14 protein-coding genes are annotated in these 19730 nt (G+C 48.4%); 8 read left to right on the top strand and 6 right to left on the bottom strand.

Features of this window, described 5'->3' with window-relative positions; translation table 11 throughout:
- Positions 1–99: 99 nt before the first annotated feature.
- Positions 100–1563, bottom strand: coding sequence for a sensor histidine kinase (locus MHB82_RS19285; RefSeq protein WP_341175636.1), 1464 nt, complete (start codon positions 1561–1563; stop codon positions 100–102).
- Positions 1548–2234 carry a response regulator transcription factor gene (locus tag MHB82_RS19280; RefSeq protein WP_095361848.1) on the bottom strand — a complete coding sequence of 229 codons (687 nt, stop codon included), beginning with the start codon at positions 2232–2234 and terminating at the stop codon, positions 1548–1550. The genes MHB82_RS19285 and MHB82_RS19280 overlap by 16 nt, the downstream gene beginning before the upstream one ends.
- A gap of 188 nt (positions 2235–2422) precedes the next feature.
- On the opposite strand from MHB82_RS19280, the gene MHB82_RS19275 reads away from it, so the two are divergent.
- The 5 genes from MHB82_RS19275 to MHB82_RS19255 all read left to right on the top strand — a co-directional run bounded on the left by MHB82_RS19275 (position 2423) and on the right by MHB82_RS19255 (position 10484).
- Positions 2423–3136: a YceI family protein gene (locus MHB82_RS19275; RefSeq protein ID WP_341175635.1), complete on the top strand. Its 714-nt coding sequence runs from the start codon at positions 2423–2425 to the stop codon at positions 3134–3136.
- A gap of 346 nt (positions 3137–3482) precedes the next feature.
- A complete protein-coding gene (locus tag MHB82_RS19270) occupies positions 3483–7814 on the top strand; it encodes a glycosyl hydrolase 53 family protein (RefSeq protein WP_341175634.1) in 4332 nt (1443 codons plus the stop codon).
- A gap of 163 nt (positions 7815–7977) precedes the next feature.
- Positions 7978–9018 carry an SPFH domain-containing protein gene (locus tag MHB82_RS19265; RefSeq protein WP_341175633.1) on the top strand — a complete coding sequence of 347 codons (1041 nt, stop codon included), beginning with the start codon at positions 7978–7980 and terminating at the stop codon, positions 9016–9018.
- Positions 9015–10040 carry a sugar kinase gene (locus MHB82_RS19260; RefSeq protein WP_341175632.1) on the top strand — a complete coding sequence of 342 codons (1026 nt, stop codon included), beginning with the start codon at positions 9015–9017 and terminating at the stop codon, positions 10038–10040. The genes MHB82_RS19265 and MHB82_RS19260 overlap by 4 nt, the downstream gene beginning before the upstream one ends.
- Before the next feature lie 102 nt (positions 10041–10142).
- Entirely contained in the window at positions 10143–10484 is a 342-nt protein-coding gene (locus MHB82_RS19255; RefSeq protein ID WP_341175631.1) for a cupin domain-containing protein, read from the top strand.
- Positions 10485–10635: 151 nt separating this feature from the next.
- Here MHB82_RS19255 and MHB82_RS19250 read toward each other — a convergent pair whose 3' ends face one another.
- From MHB82_RS19250 to MHB82_RS19235, 4 genes are read right to left on the bottom strand one after another with little or no spacing between them, the layout of a single operon-like run.
- A complete protein-coding gene (locus tag MHB82_RS19250; RefSeq protein ID WP_110759305.1) occupies positions 10636–10935 on the bottom strand; it encodes a metal-sulfur cluster assembly factor in 300 nt (99 codons plus the stop codon).
- A 33-nt stretch (positions 10936–10968) separates the two neighbouring features.
- Positions 10969–12201 (bottom strand): hypothetical protein, encoded by a 1233-nt coding sequence (locus tag MHB82_RS19245; protein WP_095361838.1) that lies wholly within the window; start codon positions 12199–12201, stop codon positions 10969–10971.
- 14 nt (positions 12202–12215) lie between these two features.
- A complete protein-coding gene (locus MHB82_RS19240) occupies positions 12216–12848 on the bottom strand; it encodes a DUF2249 domain-containing protein (RefSeq protein WP_341175630.1) in 633 nt (210 codons plus the stop codon).
- Positions 12849–12852: 4 nt separating this feature from the next.
- The gene (locus tag MHB82_RS19235; protein WP_341175629.1) at positions 12853–13086 is read right to left on the bottom strand and encodes a DUF2249 domain-containing protein; all 234 of its coding nucleotides are present in this window, start codon (positions 13084–13086) and stop codon (positions 12853–12855) included.
- A 322-nt stretch (positions 13087–13408) separates the two neighbouring features.
- On the opposite strand from MHB82_RS19235, the gene moaA reads away from it, so the two are divergent.
- The 3 genes from moaA to narH all read left to right on the top strand — a co-directional run bounded on the left by moaA (position 13409) and on the right by narH (position 19709).
- Positions 13409–14407 (top strand): GTP 3',8-cyclase MoaA, encoded by a 999-nt coding sequence (gene moaA / locus MHB82_RS19230; protein ID WP_341175628.1) that lies wholly within the window; start codon positions 13409–13411, stop codon positions 14405–14407.
- A 78-nt stretch (positions 14408–14485) separates the two neighbouring features.
- A complete protein-coding gene (locus MHB82_RS19225) occupies positions 14486–18250 on the top strand; it encodes a nitrate reductase subunit alpha (protein ID WP_341175627.1) in 3765 nt (1254 codons plus the stop codon).
- Complete coding sequence (gene narH / locus MHB82_RS19220) at positions 18240–19709, top strand: nitrate reductase subunit beta (protein ID WP_341175626.1); 1470 nt, start codon at positions 18240–18242, stop codon at positions 19707–19709. The genes MHB82_RS19225 and narH overlap by 11 nt, the downstream gene beginning before the upstream one ends.
- Positions 19710–19730 lie beyond the last annotated feature (21 nt).

Raw genomic sequence — 19730 nt, 5'->3', positions numbered from 1 at the left:
TTATTGTCCGATAAACAAAATGTAAATGATATAACGAAACAGCCCTGCCAGGAATCCATTCAGGAAACCGGGCCGGGCTGTTCTGCTGTTTAAGATGTTCTAAGCATTTACTGGTGAACGGTAAGCTTTTTCCGGAGTTGTTGCATCAGGTGTCTTCCAGCGTGGCAGTTTCAGCGTAAACTGACTTCCTTTTGGGCTGCTTGAGGTGAGGGTCAGATCTCCACCTTGTGCTTGAGCGAGAAGGAGGCTGTATGTGAGCCCAAGTCCCAATCCCCGAGACCGACTCTTCTTGAGCTCGCCACGGTAGAAACGTTCAAATATTTTGGATTGATCTTCCTCGGCAATGCCTGTTCCGTTGTCCTGTACGTCTACGTAGAGATCGTGTTCTTCAGCTCGCAGGCGAATTTCGAACAACGTGGTTTGCCCCGAAGCTGTGGCCTGCAAACCATTATTCAGCAGATTGACGATAATTTGCTGAATCCGCAATGCGTCACCGATCGTATACAGTGCCCCCGCAGGTACATGCATTGCCACTTCCGGTGATTGATCTTCGTAAGCGATTTTCCACTGGTAAATAATCTCCCCAACCAGCAGACTCAGATCGATGCGCTCATGACGTACGGCAACACTGCCTGCACTCATGGCATTATAGTCCAGAAGGTCAGCCACCATGCGTTCCATACGTTCGGATTCTTTTAATGCGATATCAAGAAATTCCTTGCCTTCCTGCGGGCTGACGATATCATCTCGAACAGCCATAACTAGTCCTTTGATGGAGGTAACCGGGGTTTTCAGCTCATGGGTAACGCCTGCCAGTGAGAGATTACGCCATTCTTCCAGCTGCTGTAATCGCAGGGACATTTCACGAAAAGAATGGACGAGTTCATTCATTTCCTGCTCTCTGGTGTCCAGATTCAGGTTTACATCATAATTACCGGTTCGAATCTGCTCTGCAGCATGTGCAACCTGGCGAATGGGCTTGGACAGTTTGCGGGACAGAAGATAGATTGTAAACCAGCCACACAGAATGAGAGCAGCAAACAGCAGACCTACGATCAGCAGCGTGTCGGCACTGTACGTTATGGCTTTTTTGGACTGCAGCACCCATACTTTACCCAGCGTCTGGTCGGCATCCACTACATTGACGGTTACACCCGCAAATTTGTGGTTTCGCGGCTCCGATAGATCATCCGACAGTCTAGTGTAGACTTCCTGCTGGGTCATTTTCGGGTTCGAATAGATCAATTGATTGTTGTTGTCGAGAATCATGATGCAAAAATGATTATCGGTATTAAAAAGCTTGGTACGCTTGTCTACCAATCGATCCAGATCAGGAGGGATGTGCAGTTTGTTTTCAGTCCCTGATACCTTCTCCGCAATTTCAAGCCCCAGAAGCTCAGCGGTTTTGAGACCTTTCTCCAGGGAAGTGGTCCTGATCCAGTAGAGTGCCCCCGCAACAATAATGATGAAGCCGATACAGAGGATCAGAAAATATTGAAGCGTCCAATAGGAGAGAATGGATGTTTTTCGTTTAGGCGTTTTACGGCTCAGTTTGCGATCCAAAATTGATACCCCATTCCCCTTAAAGTCCGGATTTCTCCTGTTTCTGGCAGCCAGTGGGAGAGGGCCTGACGCAACCGTTTAATGGAAAGATCCACAGCCCGGTCACTTCCGTCATAGTCCATGCCCCATACCTGCTCAATGAGATGCTCCCGGGTGAATGTTCGATTCGGATATTCAGAGAGGAACATCAGCAGCGACAAGTCACGTGGTGTTAAAGCCACTTCTGCACCATTCAGCAGTACCTGTTTGGCTGCCAGATCAATGACCAGATTGCCAAAATAACGTTTACCTTCCCCTTCAGCTGTCCAATGTGGATTGCGGCGAAGAACAGCATTCACTCTTGCAACCACTTCCTCCGGCACGAAGGGTTTGCTCATATAATCGTCGGCACCGGCATTCAGCCCGTTGAGACGGTCCTGAATGTCGTCCAGTGCTGTTAGCATAATGACAGGGCAAGGGCTTTTTTCGCGAATCACTCTCAGCAGATCCCAACCATCCATCCCTGGCAGCATGACATCGAGCAGAACCAGGGCGGGTACGTCAGAATCAAATAAAGTGAGAGCAGTGGGTCCATCGGCGGCATGACGGACCTCAAAACCCGCTTTTCTCAGATAAGCAGCCAGCACACGCGCAATTGCTTGCTCATCCTCAACGATAAGTATGGATTTCAAGAAGGTGTCTCCTTTCACGACATAAGCTTGTGTACTGATTTTACATGAGCCAGGGCTTAAAGCCAATTAGGCAAATATTTTCAGGAAAGAATGAGGGTTTCATCCTTTTTGACGTCATCCTGACACATTGGGGTGATAAGATTCTTGCAACAACCAACATATACAATGACCAATTGGAGGAGATAGAGATGAATAAAAAGACAAAAACATGGGTGATATCCGGCGTCGCTGCAATCGCAATTCTTGGGGGCGGAGGTTACTATGTCGCTAACAGTTATATGGGGAACAACGTAGCTATTGAGCAGGTACTACCAGCAAGCACTGCAGCATCCACAACGGAAGCAGGCACTGGTACAACGGTTGCAAATGAAGCAGCAAGCGCGGAGCAATTAAACGGGGATTGGACCACTAGCGAAGGCTCGAAGGTATATTTCTCGGTAACGACATCACAGGAGACCGTCAATTTTGTGGACGAGCAGGTAAGTGGAACCTGGGCGATTAATGTGGACGATGCTTCCCAGATGAAAGCGGAAGGTCAGATTGAGATGAGCGGAATTGATTCGGGTAACGGTCAGCGCGATGGTCACGTGAAAGAAGCTGATTTCTTCGATGTTAGCACACATCCGCAAGCGACTTTTACGGCCACTTCTTTTGAAGGTATGCCCGCGGAATGGACTGCAGGACGAACCGTGGATTTTAAAATGAACGGTACCCTTACGGTTAAAGGTGTCGAAAAAGAGGTTACTTTTGATGCAAAGGCTGCCTATGAAAATGATCAGGTACTGCTGTCTGCCACGACGACGGTGACTTTCGAAGACTTCGGTATGGAGAATCCTCACTCTGTTGTATTATCCACAGAGAATGATATTCAGATCCAACTGGAACTGAAGCTTGACAAATAAGTGATTTGTTCATGAAACGGTTAAGACACGGATCCTAATTCAAATTAGGATTACTGTTGATCCGATTTCATCGGAAGGAATAATATAGATAGTAAAGCCTGTCCCAGATGCCGTAGGCAAAGGGGCAGGTTTTTTTGCGTCAAGGCTTTTTTTTAAGACAGGGGGAGCAGAACGACTTCATGGTTCGAATGGTTCGGCCAGCAGCAAAGATATTAAACTGTTTGAAATAACTGCTGTTTCCTTTGGAAAATGCCGTGTTCCGGCTTACTGTGAAGCGCTTACAATAATATAGATTTCATCAATGATTCAATCATGTTCAGTCAATCGAAAAAGGGGGAGATCAAGAGTGAACAAGAAATACATAAGCGGCTGCCTGGTCTTACTCATGCTACTCTGTGAGTTGGGCTTCTGGGTACGTCCGGCTGGGGCAGCAGGGGTAAACGTTGCATTGAATAAACAGGTTACCGTGAGTGCAGAGGATCTGCAGTACAGTGGCAACAAGGAAAATGCCGTGGACGGCAGCGCCGATACCAAATGGAGTGCAGACAGCAGGAATGAAGCAGAACAGCCTCATTGGTTAATGGTCGATCTGGGAGGAACGTACCAGGTATCGGGAGCTGAAGTGACATGGAAAGATAAAGGCCAGGTGGTAAAGTACCATGTTGAAGTGTCAGCAGATGGCGCTCAATGGACAACGGCAGCGGATCACCGAACGAACGAAACAGCAGAAGACATCGCGAAGGTGAGTTTTCAGGCTAACGACGTGAGGTATGTGAAGGTTACGATTCCATATTATGCTGGTCCAGATTGGTGGCCAGGCATTGCCGAATTGAAAGTCTGGGGGCAAGAAGAGGGGCTTACGCCAGAACTCATTACATCGTATGCTCCAATTTCTATTTCCACAGTAAAAGGTGTTGCACCCGTTATGCCTGCTGAAGTGCAGGCTCATTATTCAAATGGAAAGACGGCAGATGTTCCCGTATCATGGAACGCGATAGATCCGATTCAGTATTCTTCCGCTGGAAGCTTCACTGTTACGGGGGATGTATATGGAGCGCCTACTCAACCGGTAGCTGATATTCAGGTTGGGGGATACCGGAATGATTTTGTACGTGGAGTGGACATCTCAACCTTAACGGCAATTGAAGACAATGGCGGTAAATATCTGGACAGTGATGGGACGGAAAGGGACCTGCTCGACATCCTTAAGGACCGCGGCGTCAATTATGTTCGTCTCCGACTGTGGAATGATCCACAAAAGTCAGGTGGGTATAATGATAAAGATGATGTAATTCGACTAGCTAAACGTGTTAAGGAAAAGGGAATGAAGATCCTGCTAGATTTCCATTATTCCGATGAGTGGGCTCATCCAGGTCAGCAGCTTAGGCCGAAGGCATGGGAGGGCTTATCCTTTGAAGAACTGAAACAGGCGGTATTTAATTATACGTCTGAGGTTGTAGGTGAGATGAAACTGTCGGGCGCCATGCCGGACATGGTTCAGATCGGGAACGAAATTAACAGCGGTGTTCTGAATGGCCTGAACAGCAATGTGAATTTTGATGAGAATGTTGCCTTACTGCAGAGTGGTATAGATGGGGTGCGCGCGGTCGATGGTGGAGATCAGGTTCAGATCATGATTCATCTGGCAGAAGGCGGCAAACCGGAGTTGTTTGATTGGTACTTTGGAGAACTGGAGGATCGCGGACTGGATTATGACATCATTGGGTTATCCTACTATCCGTTCTGGCATGGAACCTTCGCAGATGTACGGCAGACGATGAATACAGTCTCCGACAAATATAAAAAAGAAGTCATCATTGCCGAGACCTCATATCCGTTTTCCTACAAAAATGGAGATGCCCATGGCAACATCATTGGAAGTCCAGAGGCGCTGAATGTGGGAGGAGCGACTTTCCCGGCTACGGTGCAAGGCCAGCATGATGCCATCGCCGGCATTATGGATATGATTGCAGAAGTTCCTGATGGCCGCGGAGCGGGCTTTTTCTACTGGGAGCCGGCATGGATTGCCGCCAATGTGGGTTGGATTGCTTCAGAGGGAGATGCGTGGGAGAACCATGCCATGTTTGACTATGATGAATATCCTGCCAATGGAGGGTACTCGTTCGAAGGTCGTGCCTTGGAGTCACTGAATGTGTACAAACGAGGGATGGATACCCTGCCTGTAGACCGCCAGCAATTATGGGCAGCCATTAAACGTGGGAGTGAAATGGTGGCTTCTGATTATACGCCGTCTAGCTGGATAACCCTGGCACCAGCCATTCAGACAGCGAAGGACACATATCAAAAAGCCTATACTTCAGAGGTTCTGACACAACAGGAGACCGATGAAGCTGCAGCAGTACTCGAAGCCGTTATGCAGCAGCTTGAAGTTATTCCGGCTGATCGGAAGGCGCTTGAAGGCAAAATTGCAGAAGCAAAATCATATCATGAAGCAGATTGGTCTACCGCAACATGGACCGTTTTCAGCAAAGCACTCTCCAAGGCTAAACAAGTACTTGCTGATCCAAGAGCGACCCAGACCGAAGTGAATCAGGTATTGATCCATTTGGAGAAAGCCATTCAGGGATTGTCCGATGTAGACAAGACTCTGCTTATACAGCTCATCGAAGAGACTCAGCAGCAGAGTGAATCATCGTATACTTACCGAAGCTGGAGCCTTTTGCAGACGGCGCTGCAGGCAGCCATTGTGGTAAGAGACAAACCCGATGCTATCCAGTCTGAAGTCAATCAAGCAATGGGACAGCTTCAGCAAGCCAGTCGTGACCTTGTTCAACTCGAAGCCTTAACAACAGGAAAGACAGCAACAGCCTCCACCAGTGCAGGAACGGGCGGCGGACAGAGCAACTCACCTGATGGGGCGATTGACAGCAACCCGAATACATCATGGGGAACGGATCAAAGTGTAGGCAGCTGGTGGCAGGTGGACCTGGGCACCATTGCCAATATTCGTAAGTTAGAAATGTCCATGTGGAGTGGAGGCATCAAATACAGAATCGAAGTCTCTGAAGACAATGAAAATTATGTCACGGTGGTGGATACCACAAGTGATGTCGTTGTATCCACCAGTCCAAGACACATACTGCTGGAAAACACTCAGGCACGTTACATTCGGGTTACCATCACAGCCGGTTCGACGTGGGTAGGATTCATGGATTTTGAGGCATATGGAACATTTCCTGCAGACAAAACTGCTCTTCAGATGACCGTGGACTCGGCGTCCAAGCTTCAGCAAAATCAATACACGGCTGCGAGTTGGAGCAGATTGGTGGAAGCGCTGACTACTGCCAAGGAATGGATGGACGATATCGAAGCTTCAATTCAGAGTATCAGTGAAGCAGACAGCGCATTAAAAGAAGCCATGGGTCAGTTGGTCCGGCAGGAGTCAACACCTGGACCATCGCAACCAGTCCAACCGTCACAGCCATCCTCACCAGGAAATCCAGCGGTTACAGTACCTGCACCTGAAACGGAACTTCAGACCGAAAAGGGTTCTACCCTAATCAAAGGAGTTTTGACCGGGAAAGATCAGTATTCTGTTTCACTGAACGAACAGCAGCTGGTTCAATTAGCTAAAGGGCTGGAAGCAGGTAACCAGCAGCTGAGTTTGGTTGCAGACATTGCTGAACCATACCAAGTAGTCACATTCCAATTGCCTGTGAGTTCACTCGGAGCATGGCTTCAGATGCAGGCGTTACAGTCATTGGAGCTGAGAGTGGGCCAGACTTCGGTACGCATACCGATGAAATCACTTCAGGAGATCCATGCATCGACCGCCAAAACACTGGATGTGGTGATATCGAAGGGGTCCACTGCGAATCTGTCCGAGCAGCAAAAAGCACTGATCGGTAATCACTCCGTTATCGATGTCAAACTGTTGGTGGATGGCAAAGTGCTGCCTTGGACGGATCGAGCTATTGAGGTCGCATTTGCGGGTATAGCTAAACCGGCGACAGCGAATACAGTTCCCATAGTTCAATCCATATCGCCAGATGGTCAGATGAAGACAGTCCTGTATTCCGCATTTGATGATTCTGCACAGGTCATGACATTCAAGCCGCTTCAATCCGGTTCATTCATTATTGGAGAGGTGAATGTGCCTCTGACGGATATACAAGCACATTCTTGGGCAGTGAATGAAGTGAAGAGTTTGTATGCTAAAGGAATTGTCTCCGGGATGTCCGGTGACCGTTTCGAGCCGTTGGGTGTGCTGACCAGAGCCCAGTTCTTGCATATGGTTGTTCAGGGAATTGGTGAGTCTCATATTCCGAACAAAAACGGATATTTGCTAAATGATGTATCCGAAGGACAATGGTATACAGATTCGATTCGTCTTGGTTTGGAGATGAACATTATTCAGGGACGCCCTGACGGATCTTTTGGAGTGCATGAACGGGTTACCCGTGAAGAAATGGCGGTTATACTGGAACGTGCCATGAATGCTGTGAAGCAGGATGAAACGTCCGATTTGGATGTATCCACTGGTGCGGAGTTCAGGGATAACGAAGATATCTCAGGTTATGCGAAGCAAGCCGTGTCATCCATGCAGCAGTTAGGTTTATTGAAGGGCATGAGCGATGGAAACTTCGCTCCCAAACAGACGGCTAACCGTGCACAAGGTGCTGTTGTCGTCGCCAGAATGATGGAACTGCTATATTGAAATAGGGAAGCAATGAAATACAGACCTGTCTTAAGGCTGCAGCCAAGAGATGGGTCTTTTCTTTTTTTTAGGAATTCATTAATGTCATATTGACATTATCATTTTTGTTTGTTATCATTTCGATAATATCACAATGACATTATTGAGAAATGGGGAATGAGCGATGTTTGGATTACGATTCGTGAAGTTTCAACCCAGTGAATATGTAATGAAAATTAAAAATGGCAAGGTGCAGCGCGAAGGTGTAGGACTGTCCTTTTATTATTATGAGCCTACAACGTCGGTTGTTGTCCTGCCTGTATCATCCGTCGATGTTCCGTTTATGTTCGAAGAGATTACGGCGGACTATCAAACGGTGACGGTTCAGGGCCAATTAAGCTACCGCATCGTGGATTACCTGAAAATAACGCAAAGCTTAAATTACACGTACAACTTACGCAAAAACAAATATATCTCTGACGATCCTGGCAAGCTTGATCAACGTGTGATTACGACTGCCAAAGTATTAACCAAGAAGCACTTGGAGCAGATGCCATTGAAGGAGGCCATTCAATCCAGTGAACGGCTTGCAAGCAGCATGAAGCGCGAAGTGGTGCAAAGTGAGGAGCTTGAAAAATTGGGCGTTGAGCTGATGAGTTTATCCATACTGGCCATTCTGCCGAATAAGGAAACGATGCGGGCGCTGGAGGCACAGGCACGGGAAGAAATTTTACGTCAAGCGGATGAGGCTTTATATGTGCGCCGCAATGCCTCCATTGAGCAGGAGAGACGAGTGAAGGAAAACGAACTTAATACGGAAATAGCCGTGGAAACGAAAAAGCAGCAGATCAGGGAGACACAATTACAGGCGGAGCGTTCGGTCAAACAGAAAGAAAATGAAATGGAGCAGGAGCAGCTTCAATTCAACACGGCCATGGAGGAACGGAAACAGCAGCTCATTGAATTGACCATTGCCAACCAAAATGCTGAAGCGGATGCGAAAGCCTATGAAATTGCTGCTGTTATGAGATCATTGCAGGATGTTGAACCGAATGTACTTCAAGCAATGGCCAATATGGGAATGAATTCGGATAAACTGATTGCGCTGGCATTTCAGGAGTTGGCAGAGAATGCAGGGAAAATTGGTCAGCTCAACATTTCACCTGATCTGCTGCAAGGCTTAATGTCGACACCTGGAAGAGAGAGGGGAGGCCATGCACGATGAGACTGGGGCACTCCAATAAGTCTACACGTACACAGCATGCTGACCAAAACCATCTTGGCGATGCCAAGCTGATTCTGGTCAAACGCAGAACAAGATTGGAAGAACTCGTAGTGCGTTATAACACGGTGCAGCAGGCCCAATTTTACATTGAACGTCTTGGTGCCGATTTCAGTGATTATATTGAAGAGGATCGACGTTATCGACATTCCGTGCAGCAGGCCCAGCATCAGCTGGGTCAACTCGGCCGGGTACAGACCATTGACCGGGAACATGTGCCCAATTTTATATTCGGAGAACAGGACATCGTTGTGGTTGTAGGGCAGGATGGACTGGTGGCGAATACGCTCAAATATGTGACGGAACAGCCGCTCATCGGTGTGAATCCCGATCCCATGCGATGGGATGGCGTACTTCTTCCTTTTACGGTGGAGGATCTGAAGATGATTATTCCAGATGTGATGCGTAAACAGCGTTCCTTGAAAGAAGTAACTTTGGCAAAAGTGGAACTTAACGATGGACAGTTTCTGTATGGGGTTAACGATCTGTTCATCGGACGGAAGACCCATGTCTCAGCCAGGTATGAGGTCCGTTTGGGTTCCTCGGTAGAACAGCAGTCATCGAGCGGTATTATAGTTTCCACCGGGCTCGGATCGACAGGCTGGTTCAAGAGTGTGTTGGCTGGAGCAGCCGGCATTGTGGGGTCCGAAGCTTGGAAGCATATGCACATCAATGATGATGTGAACGCTGTTAGTCCGGTTGCCCGAGGGAATCAAAGGGAGAACTTTGGGTGGGATGCGCCCTATTTGTACTTTACAGTTCGTGAACCGTTCCCGAGCCGGACAACAGCAGTTAACCTGGTGTTTGGTCAGGTTCACCCGAAACAGCCCCTGCGGATCGTATCGCAAATGCCCGAGGATGGGGTCATATTTAGCGATGGGGTGGAACAGGACTTTCTCGAATTCAATTCCGGGGTGGAGGCCACTATTGGTCTTGCAGAGAAGCGGGGACGTCTCGTTGTCTAATCAATTATTTCCACTTAGGGATTTCTTGATCTCAATCAAGGAAAATCCAGCTTTGGTGTTCTATGATGAATTCATCTTAAGATTAGAGAAGGAGGAATCATCATGAGCAAGATTTCTTTGCAAGCCGTCAAAGAGTTTCAGACCGAACGTTTTACCAAACGCATTCTGTTTCAGCAGAATGGTGGGGTCACGTTTGCGCTGCATTTTCTGCCCGGACAGCAACTGCCTGTCCATAAACATCCTGGATCGGATGTGCTGGTTCTTATTATCGAAGGAGAAGGAACAATTATATTGGATGGAGTCGAACAGAAAGTACAACAGGAAGATGTAATCTGCTGTAGTGGAGAAGACACATTTGCTTTCCATAACAAGGGAAACCGTGAAGCTCGGTTGTTTGTTGTATTAAACAAGGTACCCGATGAATCGTACGCCCGTGACATATAAAATGGTTCGGAGTCACTCAAGGCCTGTAGATTTTTCATAAAAAATTATCAAAACACCTAGCAAAAAACGTACTACACTCTCATGTATGCAGAGTTGTAGTACGTTTTTTATCGTGTCTATATGTTCATCAGGAGCCAGTTGGATTACCCATTTAAAAATATCCGAGCATTTCCTTGGCTTCTTTCGACATCATATCGGGAGACCACTGAGGTTCCCATACCAACTGTACATCTACATCTTTATGGTCTGTATGCTCCTGCAGTACCCATTTCACAGCACCGAGAATCGTATCATGCAGCGGGCAGCCTGGTGTGGTCAAGGTCATGCGGACCGAGACCCGTTCCGGCTCCTCCTGCACTTCATATACGAGCCCAAGGTCAACAATGTTAACGCCTAGCTCCGGGTCGTATACTTCCTTAAGATACTCAAGCAGTGGGTTTACCTGTTGCATCTGTTCCATATGTTCCACGCTCCATTTCTGTTCTTAATGTTGGAACACCCTTGCGATCATGAAGATATAAGCCATGGAGAAAATCGATAAAAGAGTACCACCGACCATCATCACCTCTGCCAGATTGATCAATACCCCACTGACAAGCAGAAGGCTGGAAGTAGCCATGGCAATCAAACCCCAGCTCACATGACGCTGATTTAACATACCAGCCATAAGAGGTGTTCCTGGTTTTCCGGCTTGCTTGCCATATTTGTGTGTCCACCATAAGAAGGGGACAATCTTCGAAGCATAACCCAGAATGGTTAATGAGACCCATCCACCAAGATAGACCCAGCCTGCCAGAAGGACTACCCGCGGATGAAGCAGCAGTTCCGGTCCTTGTGATGCATAGATCAACAGAGCGACCATTAATGCTGCCAGTGCACGGCTTACATAGACTGACCAGCGTATGCCTGGGCCGGGATTGTTTTTGTGACGTTTCTCCTGTATTTGTTCCAAATGGTAGACGTACACAAGCATACCTGCTGTCAGCAGCAGGAGTGCGAGCCAGAGCAAGCCTCGTTTCATATCAGCTAGAAATGCCACAACGCCTGTAATGACAGCTGCATTCCACAACAACAGGACTATCTTTTGAAGCCGAACCGGATAATGGTGCGAAAGATAGAACATGGGCAGCATTTTGTAGCTGAATCCTGTAATTAACATGCCGAACCACCCGATGGTCCCCATCCAGATATGAGCCCCGAATATTCGTTCATGCAGTCCGTTCCATTGTCCGAATGCAAAATTCAAGCCCATTAACATACCCGTCAGGCCGGTAAGAACCAAATAAAGACAAGCACAAGCCGTACTTACCGTAATCGGATTCCATTGCGCTGCTCGAAATAACGTGACCGCCATATTCCATCCGAACAACAGAATTCCAATCAGGGCACAGGTAGCGAAACCTGCAAGCCAGCGTACATCTGCCTGAATGAATCCATACAACATGCCAGTGACGCCAATGCTAAACATCACGTAATGGATGTAACCAAGCCGTGTACTATAAATATCCGATTGCAAAATCACATGAATCAGTTGATATACAGCCCCCATGGCCAGCATGGTCGCCCATCCCAAGACAAACAGATGGGCATGGAACCATCCTTCCGGCCCTCGTAACTCATCACCAAGCCAGCCTGTCAGGGACAGAAGGGAAAACGCATGGTACGCGATAAATCCGAGGATGCCTGTTACGATAAACCAAAATGGCAGCCTGGACATGGCGTTTCCCTCCCTTATCCTTTTACGATTCTTAGCTTGGCTGTACCATCCGCCTGATCCTCTACGGTGTAAGAGCATCCGAGATTATTCAGTTCTTCCATCAAAAATACAGGAACTCGGTCATTATGGATGAGAACCGTTTGACCAGGCTCACAGCGCTTTAGTGCGGCGAGGGTTCTCATCATTGGCTGTGGCGGCTCCAATCCCCGGTTATCCAATGTGATGGTTGGGGACAGGGGCATCTCATCAGAGCTGTAAGTAAATTCAGTTGAGTCAGGCTCTCCGGCGCAGCCAGTAGGAGTTTCTTCCTGGTTCAGGTCTTTTGCAGTATGAAACGTCCCTTCCTTGGACCACGTTTTATTTTTCCTGTGTACGAATGTGGTACGCCAGTGCTCAGCATTGACTCGTTCCGATGAATGGGAATAGCCTCTCATTTTTAGTATGCCGAGCAGGGGTGTCGGCTTGAAAGGAGCGTGGAGCACAAAAACATCCATGGGGTCCAGCCCCTTGACGGTGTTCATGATGAGTTGGAACGGCTCAAGCTTTTTGCTTAAATGCGGCCGGACATCGAGTTCAATGATTCGGTTATCCGTTGAAGACATATGGCTCACATCCATTCCTGTAAGTTCATGCTTTGTTTGGTCCATCCATTTACAATTTACTGATTTTGACCTGGAAGACAGATGGCCCCTGTTCGATATATTCCCAGGTGAAACCTTCTGGATGAGTGGACTGAAATTGAAATCGCAAAGGCACCGGATCATGGTCATTGATAAGCAGCATGGCCTCATTTTTCGGCAATTGTTCAAACGTTTCGAAGATGATTTTATGTTTCAGATGCGGTGGATACTCGGTTGCGTTAATTGTTGCTGCATATGTGTTCATAGGTTGTTCCTCCTGGATCGGTTTAGTGTGGTGTTGCAAACTGAGTATAGAAAATATGTACGGTCCCCTGTGTGAGCGTGCTCACACATTTTGTTTTGTCATAATCTTGCCTCATTTTTTACGGATTCCTGCTTGGAACCGGGATTGCGGGAGATTGAGATATAGATCATGTGCATTATGTTTCACTCATTGTGATATTTTGCACAGTTACGTTACAGAGACATCCTTATATTTAGCGACAAGATGACAAGTGATGAGAGGAAAGGTGAATCCCTCCATCCCGCCATAGTGAAATTACACCCAGAGGAAGGGGGAGTTTGAGATGCAAGCTGGACTGGTTGATCCTTTTGGAAGAGTTCATGATTATCTGCGCATCTCGGTTACGGACCGCTGTAATCTGCGCTGTGTATACTGCATGCCGGAGGAAGGGATGCAGTTTGAACCACCGGATCAGATCATGACACATGAAGAAATTGTCTCGGTTGTTCAGGCGCTTGCTCCGCTTGGGATCAGGAAATTGCGTCTGACCGGCGGGGAGCCTCTTGTCCGAAAAGGACTTGATGGGCTAATTTCCCGTTTATCTGAGATTCCTGGCATTGAGGATATCGCTATGACAACCAATGGCATATATCTGGCCGCATGCGCGGATCGTCTGAAAGAAGCCGGGCTGACAAGAGTAAATATCAGTCTGGATTCCCTGCAACCTGAACGGTTTACCCGAATTACCAGGGGAGGCAAGCTGAAACGGGTGCTCGATGGTGTAAGAGCCAGCCAAAAAGCTGGTCTGCAGCCAATCAAACTGAACGTGGTGCTTATGAAAGACGTGAATGATGACGAGGTTGAGGACTTCTTGCGCTTGACTCTCGATGAAGAGATACATGTTCGCTTCATCGAATACATGCCCATAGGGGAGAGCGGAGAAGCCTGGAAATCGGGTTTTATGTCACTGCAGCATGTACTGGATACATGTGAGAACAGCTGGAATTACACAAGCTGTGATGTCTATAGCCATGGACCGGCAGATAGTTACCGTATTGAAGGAGCGGCGGGCACATTCGGTCTGATTCATCCTGTAAGCAGTCACTTTTGCGGTACATGTAACCGATTGAGACTTACGGCAGACGGCAATATCAAGCCCTGCCTTTATTGGTCGGATGAATTCAACGTACGTCCACATGTCGGTAATGCCAGTGCGGTTCAAGCCATGTTTCTTAGAGCGCTGGGGGTTAAGCCCAAAACGCATGACATGCTCAAAGCTCTTAAAGGCGAAGAAATTCGAGGTGTTCCGTCTCTCCGACATATGTCCCAAGTTGGAGGTTAGCTGGATGTAAGTGATAAATGTCGGCAAGGGATGTTATTCCGATCTGAAACTACATGTCATATTAGCAGGAGGAAAACAATGAGTAAGCAAAGCACACCGTGGATGGGGAAACTTAAATATTTTGCGAAACGTGAAAAGAATGCAGAAGGATGGAGCGAGATGTCACCCGATAACCGGGACTGGGAGGACGTCTATCGGCGACGCTGGCAGCATGACAAAGTTGTGCGTTCGACACATGGCGTGAATTGCACCGGATCCTGCAGCTGGCAGATCTATGTGAAAGACGGGATTGTCACTTGGGAGACGCAAGCTACCGATTATCCTTCCACGGGTCCGGATATGCCGGAATTTGAACCAAGAGGGTGTCCGCGCGGAGCGAGTTTTTCCTGGTACCTTTACAGTCCGCTGCGTGTCAAATATCCATACGTTCGGGGAGCATTGCTGGATCTGTGGCGTGAGGCACTTCAGCTGCATGGTGATCCCGTCAAGGCTTGGTCCAGTATTGCAGATGATCCGGATAAGGTCAAAAAATACAAGTCTGTTCGAGGCAAAGGCGGATTGATTCGTGCGTCATGGAGTGAAGTAACGCAGATTATTTCGGCCTCCCTTATTCATACAATCAAGCAGTACGGACCTGATCGGATTATCGGCTTTTCGCCTATTCCTGCCATGTCGATGGTCAGTTATGCCGCAGGTTCAAGATTCCTGTCCCTGATGGGATCGCCACTGCTCAGTTTCTACGACTGGTACGCCGATCTGCCTCCGGCCTCACCGCAGATTTGGGGTGATCAAACCGATGTGCCGGAGAGCAGCGACTGGTACAATTCCGGGTATATTCTCGTCTGGGGTTCCAACCTGCCAATGACTCGTACACCTGATGCTCACTTTTTGGCTGAAGCACGCTACCGGGGAACGAAGGTCGTATCCATCAGCCCGGATTACGCTGAATATGTCAAATTTGCGGACACATGGATGTCAGTCAAACAGGGAACCGACGGAGCTCTTGCCATGGCTATGGGACATGTGATTCTCAAAGAATTCTATATTGAACAACCTACGGAATACTTCATGCAGTATGCCAAACAATATACGGATTTTCCTAATCTCCTGATCGTTGAGGAGAAGAACGGGGTTCATACAGCAGGGAGATTTCTTGTCGGGGAAGACTTAGGCATTACGGGCAACAATATGGCCTGGAAAACACTCGTCTATGACGAAAACAGCGGTACATATGCGATGCCGAAAGGCAGCCTGGGATTCCGTTGGGGTGAGGAAGGGACCTGGAATCTGAAAATGGAACAGGTCGAGAATGGGGAACCCATTGATCCACGGTTATCTCTTCTAGGGGTGCATCATGACTTGGTCACGATTCAGTTGCCTTATTTTGACGACGAGGGAAGACATGTTATGGAACGTCAAATTCCTGTTCGTCAAATCTGGCTTGAGGATCACTGGATTATGGTTACAGCGGTGTATGATCTGGTTCTTGCCAAATACGGAGTAGAACGTGAAATGACACGTTCCGCAGATTCTGCCGAAGTAATCACAATCTCTGACATGCGGCGTGCTCGAAAAACTACAGCGTATGATGCAGTGAATGGTCAGCTGAATGACGAGCACGAGAAGCCTTTCACCCCCGCATGGCAGGAACAGATTACAGGCGTTCCGCAGGAAACCGTGGTGCAGATTGCACGTGAATTTGCCCAGAATGCGATCGATACCCAGGGGCGTTCCATGATTATTATGGGAGCCGGAATCAACCATTGGTATAACTCGGACGTGATCTACCGAGCGATTATCAATCTGATTCTTATGACCGGTTGTCAGGGCGTGAACGGCGGAGGCTGGGCTCACTATGTCGGACAGGAGAAGCTTCGTCCTGCGGAGGGGTGGCAGACAATTGCCTTTGCCCGTGACTGGACAGGGCCAGCCCGTCTTCAGAACGGTACATCGTTTTTCTATTTTGCAACAGATCAATGGAGATACGAAGAAACGAAAGTAGGCGAGCTGACTTCGGCACTGGAGGGTGAACCCCGATTCCAGCATGTTGCAGATTATAACGTCATGGCTGCTCGCATGGGCTGGCTTCCGTCCTATCCACAATTCAATCGGAATTCGATTGATCTGCATCAGGATGCTATAGATTCCGGAGCTGTAACGAAAGACGAAATCGGTGCATATGTGGCATCCGAATTGAAAAGTCAAAAACTCAAGTTCTCCATTGAGCAGCCGGATAACCCTGCGAATTTCCCGCGAGTACTGTTCGTATGGAGAGCGAATCTGATCTCCAGCTCGGGGAAAGGTCATGAGTACTTCCTGAAGCATTTGCTTGGTGCGACGAACGGTTTGCTGAACGATGATGATCACGGACTCCGGCCAGAACACGTGGAGTGGGTGGACGAAGCACCCGAGGGTAAGCTGGATCTGATGATCAACCTGGATTTCCGCATGGCGGGAACAGCGATGTATTCCGATATTGTTTTGCCAGCGGCAACCTGGTACGAAAAAAGTGACCTGAGCAGCACGGATATGCATCCATTTGTACATCCGTTTAATCCGGCAGTCGCCTCGCAGTGGGAGTCCCGTTCGGACTGGGACACATTCAAGGAGATTGCACGTGTCTTCTCGGAGATGGCTGCGCAGCAATTCGACGGACCCCAGCATGAGATTGTGGCGACACCGCTGCTGCATGATTCACCTGATGAGCTGGCTCAACCGTATGGCGAGATCAGGGACTGGAGTGCAGGAGAATGTGAACCTGTTCCGGGCAAAACGATGCCTCACATTCAGATTGTGGAACGTGATTATGCGGCGGTATATAACAAGATGATCACTCTTGGCCCTGTAGTCAAGGATAAACCCATTGGAACCAAGGGGATCTCTTGGTCAGCAAGCGAAGAATATGAGAAGCTCAAGGGTATTTTGGGTACGCGCAGGCAAGCAGGAGTGGGGCAAGGGTGTCCTGATCTGAGTACAGACCGAAATGTGGCGGAAGCCATTCTGACGCTCTCCACAACAACAAATGGCAAAATGGCGGTACGTGCTTGGGAGTCGCTTGAGCAAAAAACGGCCTTACATCTGAAGGATTTGGCTGAAGAGCGATCGGAAGAATGTTTTACTTTTGATGAGATTACTTCCAGGCCCAAAACGGTTATCACTTCACCCGCATTCAGCGGCTCGGAGAAGGGCGGCCGACGCTACTCGCCATTTACAACCAATGTGGAACGGCTTATTCCCTGGCGCACGTTGACAGGCAGACAGCAATTTTACATTGATCATGAGATGCTTCGCGAGTTTGGAGAGACACTGGCGACGTTCAAACCTGTACTGAAACATACACCTTTTCATCCGAGCAGCAAACGTCCAATCGAAGGTGGCAAGGAAATTGTCCTGAACTATCTGACTCCGCACAACAAGTGGTCGATTCACAGCATGTACTATGATGCACTGCCCATGCTGACCCTGTTCCGAGGTGGCCCGACAATCTGGATGAATCATGAGGATGCCGAAGAGGCAGGACTCGTCGATAATGACTGGATCGAATGTTTTAACCGGAACGGTGTAGTCGTTGCCCGTGCAGTCGTCACCCACCGCATTCCTCGTGGAATGGCGTTCATGTATCACGCCCAGGATCGACATATTAACGTTCCCGGAACGAAAATATCGCAAACACGTGGAGGTACGCACAACAGTCCGACGAGGATTCATGTGAAGCCGACCCACATGATTGGCGGATACGCCCAGTTAAGCTATGGATTCAATTATTATGGCCCAACAGGCAACCAGCGTGATCTGAATGTCATCATAAGAAAACTGCAGGAGGTGGATTGGCTTGAAGATTAAAGCACAAGTCAGCATGGTCATGAATTTGGATAAATGTATCGGATGCCATACGTGCAGCGTAACGTGCAAAAACACGTGGACGAACCGACCGGGCGCGGAATACATGTACTGGAATAACGTGGAGACCAAACCAGGGGTAGGTTATCCCAAACAGTGGGAGGATCAGGAGAGGTATCGCGGCGGTTGGGAAATGAAGAATGGCAAGCTTGAGTTAAAGTCGGGCACACGTGCCAGACGATTGCTTAACATTTTCCACAATCCCGATCAGCCGACCATCGACGATTATTACGAACCCTGGACCTATGAATATGAGAAACTAACGAGCAGTCCGGAGAAAAAGCATCAGCCTGTGGCGAGACCCAAATCCCAAATTACGGGTGAATACATGAACCTGGAGTGGGGACCCAACTGGGAGGATGATCTGGCAGGTGCCCATGTAACGGGGATGGAAGATCCCAACATGAAGGGTGTCGAGGAATCGATCAAAATGGATTTTGAACAGGTGTTTATGATGTACCTTCCGCGAATTTGTGAACACTGCCTCAATCCTTCCTGTGTGTCTTCCTGCCCTTCAGGAGCGATGTACAAACGGGAAGAAGACGGCATCGTACTGGTCGACCAAAACGCATGCCGTGCCTGGAGATTCTGCGTGTCCAGCTGTCCTTACAAAAAAGTGTATTTCAATTGGCAAACCAACAAAGCCGAGAAATGCACCTTGTGTTTTCCGCGGATTGAGGCGGGTTTACCAACGATTTGTTCAGAGACATGTGTCGGTCGTATCCGTTACATTGGTCTGATGTTGTACGATGCAGACCGTATTGAAGCGGCGGCTTCAGCGGAGAATGAACAGGATTTATATGAATCGCAAATGGATATCTTCCTGGATCCACATGACCCTGAAGTAATTCATGAAGCAAGGGAGGCCGGCATTCCGGAAGATTGGATCATCGCTGCTCAGCAGTCGCCTATCTATAAAATGGTTGTGGACTGGCGCATAGCGCTTCCGCTTCACCCGGAATACCGGACCATGCCGATGGTATGGTATATTCCGCCGCTGAGTCCAATCACGAATCGGGTTGAAGGACAGGGGAGTTCACTGGATGCGAGTGATATCTTCCCTGCCATTGACAATATGCGCATACCTGTGGAATATCTGGCCAATCTGCTCACTGCAGGAGACACGGAACGAATTCGTGATGTACTGCGCAAAATGGCGGTAATGCGGATTCACATGCGGAATCAGCAAACCGGAAAAACCAGTGATCCTGCATTGCTTAAGCTAGTGGGGATGGACACGCAGGAAGTTGAAGACATGTACCGACTGCTCGCCATAGCCAAATATAATGACCGCTTCGTGATCCCGCCTGCTCATCGGGAAGAAGTAGCGGATCTCTTCAAGGAACAAGGAAGCTGCGGGCTTGATTTTGCAGGGGGTCCAGGTTCCTGCGGTGTATTCTGATGGGAGAGGAGACAACGACTA

This window comes from Paenibacillus sp. FSL K6-2862 (assembly GCF_038005125.1).
Classification (GTDB): Bacteria; Bacillota; Bacilli; order Paenibacillales; family Paenibacillaceae; genus Paenibacillus; species Paenibacillus illinoisensis_A.
Note: the sequence above shows the minus strand (reverse complement) of the source record. Positions and strands in the feature narration are given on the sequence as shown.